This window comes from Actinomadura sp. NPDC049382, from assembly GCF_040677125.1.
Lineage (GTDB): Bacteria > Actinomycetota > Actinomycetes > Streptosporangiales > Streptosporangiaceae > Spirillospora > Spirillospora geliboluensis.
Genome location: NZ_JBFARO010000253.1, coordinates 1 through 3,047, shown reverse-complemented (window position 1 = coordinate 3,047; position 3,047 = coordinate 1). Strand labels below are relative to the sequence as shown.

The following is a 3,047-nucleotide window of genomic DNA, read 5'->3' as shown; positions in this document are numbered from 1 at the left end:
ACCACAACATCAACGCCCGAAAAATACCCGTCGACTACGCCTCCCACTCACCCCACATCCAACCCCTCAAACACCAACTCCTCACCCAACTCGCCCACATCCAACCCCAACCCGCAACCACCCCCTTCTACTCCACCCTCCACCCCGCAACCACCCCCCACAACACCACCCAACTCAACGCCCAATACTGGTACGACAACCTCCGCCACCCCGTCCACTACGCACAAACCATCCACACCCTCACCACCCAACACCACCAACTCTTCATCGAAACAAGCCCCCACCCCATCCTCCAACTCCCCACCCAACAAACCCACCAACACCACAACCACCACCACACCACCACCATCCCCACCCTCACCCGCAACACCCACGCCCCCACCCAATTCCACAAACACCTCGCCCAAACACACACCCACGGCACCACCCCCACCTGGAACCACCAACCCACACACAAAACACCCCCGCACAAACTCCCCACCTACCCCTTCCAACACCAGCGCTACTGGCTGATCGGACAGTCGGGAACGGGGGACATGAATGCCGCCGGGCTGAATTCCGGGGACCATCCGCTGTTGGCCGCCGCCACGGCCCTGCCCGACGGCGGGCACCTGTTCACCGGGCGGCTCTCGCAGAGCGCCCAGCCCTGGCTGGCCGACCATGCCGTCCTCGGGACCGTGCTGCTGCCCGGCACCGCCTTCCTCGAACTCGCCCTGCACGCCGGCGCCCAGGTCGGCGCCGGACGCGTCGAGGAGCTGACGCTGCAAGCGCCGCTGGTGCTGCCCGGTCAGGAGGCCGTCCGGCTCCAGGTCCGGGTGGGCGAGCCGGACGCGTCCGGCGACCGCACCCTCACCGTCCACTCCCGCGCAGCGGACGACGACGCGTCCGGCGACTGGACGCTGCACGCCACCGGCACCCTCACCGAGACGCCCGCCGACGACACCGCCGACTTCCCATGGCCGCCCGCCGACGCGGCGGCGGTGGACGTGACCGACCTCTACCCCCGCCTGGCGGTGACCGGCCTCGACTACGGCCCGGTGTTCCAGGGCCTGCGCGCCGCCTGGCGACCGGACGGCGCGACGCTCGCCGAAGTGGCGCTGCCGCCCGAGCAGCACGAGCAGGCCCGCGAGTTCGGCGTCCACCCGGCGCTGCTGGACGCCGCGCTGCACGCCATGGCGATCGACGCCGACCAGGGCGACGAGGGCGTCCGCCTGCCGTTCGCCTGGCGCGGCGTCACGCTGCACCGCCCCGGCGCGGTCGCCGTGCGGGCCCGGCTCACGGAGGCGGGCCCGGACAGCGTCGCCGTGGCGCTCATGGACGAGGACGGCCTACCGGTCCTCACGGCCGACGCCCTGACCGTCCGCCCGATCAGCCCGGACCGGCTCCGCCCGCCCGGCGGCACGGACGACGCGCTGTTCCAGATCGACTGGACGCCGGTGAAGGAGCAGCCCGACGCCGAACCCGTCCCCGGGCTGGTGGTCGTCCCGGTCGCGACCGGCGACGCGGGCGCGGGAACCGGCGATCCGGTCGCCGCGGCGCACGCGGCGGCCGGGGAGGTGCTCGCCGTCGTGCAGAACGCGCTGGCGGACGAGACCGCCCGGGTGGCCGTCGTCACCGCGGGCGCGGTCGCGGCGGCGCCCGGCGAGCGGGTGGACGACCTGCCCGCCTCCGTGGTCTGGGGGCTGGTCCGGTCGGCGCAGAGCGAGCACCCCGACCGGTTCTTCCTCGTCGACGTGGACGACCCCGGCCTGAGCCGCGACCGGCTCTCCCGCGCGGTGGCCACCGGCGAGCCTCAGCTGGCGATCCGCGAAGGCCGTCTCTACGCACCGCGCCTCACCCGTTCCCCCGCCGCAGACCCCGGCGACCGGCCGCCCGCGTTCGGCGACGGAACCGTCCTGATCACCGGCGGCACCGGCACCCTCGGCGCCCTCCTCGCCCGCCACCTCGTCACCCACCACGACGTCCGCAAACTGACGCTCACCAGCCGACGAGGCACGGACGCGCCCGGCGCCACCCACCTCACCGCCGAACTCACCGATCTCGGCGCCGACGTCACCATCGCCGCCTGCGACACCGCCGACCGCGCCGCCCTCGCCGCGCTCCTCGCCGAGACAACCGACCTCACCGCCGTCGTCCACACCGCAGGACACCTCGACGACGCCACACTCCCCACCCTCACCCCCCACCACCTCGACACCGTCCTACGCCCCAAAGTCGACGGCGCCTGGAACCTGCACGAACTCACCAAAGACCGTCCGCTGGCCGCCTTCGTCCTCTACTCGTCCATCGCCGCCACGGTGGGCAGCGCGGGCCAGGCCAACTACGCCGCCGCCAACACCTACCTCGACGCCCTCGCCCACCACCGGCAGGCGCAAGGGCTGCCCGGCCAGTCGCTCGCCTGGGGGCTGTGGGCCGACACCAGCACGATGACCGAGGGCCTGAGCGGGGCCGACCAGACGCGGATGGCGCGCAACGGCATCGTCCCGATGGACGCGGACGCGGCGCTGGAGTTGCTCGACGCCGCCCTCGCGCTCCCCGACCGGCCGCACCTCGTCACCGCGCGGCTGGACCCGAGGGCGCTGCGCGGCATGGCGGCCGGCGGGCTGCTCCCGCCGCTGTTCCGGGGGCTGGTGCGGCTGCCCGCCCGGCGCACCGAGGCCGACGCCGCCTCGCTCGTCCGGCGGCTGGCCGGGCTGCCGGACGACGAGCAGCATGCGCTGCTCCTCGACCTTGTCCGCACCCAGACCGCCGCCGTCCTCAGCCACTCCACGTCCGACACCATCGACCCCGACCGCGCCTTCAAGGACCTCGGGTTCGACTCCCTCACCACCGTCGAACTCCGCAACCGCCTCAACGCCGCCACCGGACTCCGCCTGCCCCCCACCCTCGCCTTCGACCACCCCACCGCCACCGCACTCGCCGCCCACCTGCGGGAACGGCTCGCGCCCGCCGAGCCCGCCGTCCCGCAGGACCCGGTGCTGGCGGCGCTGGACGAGCTGGAACGGGCGCTCGCCGCCGCGCCGGCCGACCGCGCGGGCGGCGCCGTC

1 protein-coding gene and 1 pseudogene are annotated in these 3,047 nt (G+C 73.6%); both read left to right on the top strand.

The genetic code is table 11. The features are described 5' to 3' along the window. Positions 1 to 8: 8 nt before the first annotated feature. Positions 9 to 365 (top strand): annotated as a pseudogene (locus tag AB0K34_RS46365) (acyltransferase domain-containing protein); the annotation flags it as partial. Positions 366 to 575: 210 nt separating this feature from the next. Next, positions 576 to 3,047, top strand: a 2,472-nt coding sequence (locus AB0K34_RS46360; RefSeq protein ID WP_364554908.1) for a type I polyketide synthase, incomplete at its 3' end; no start/stop codon positions are given.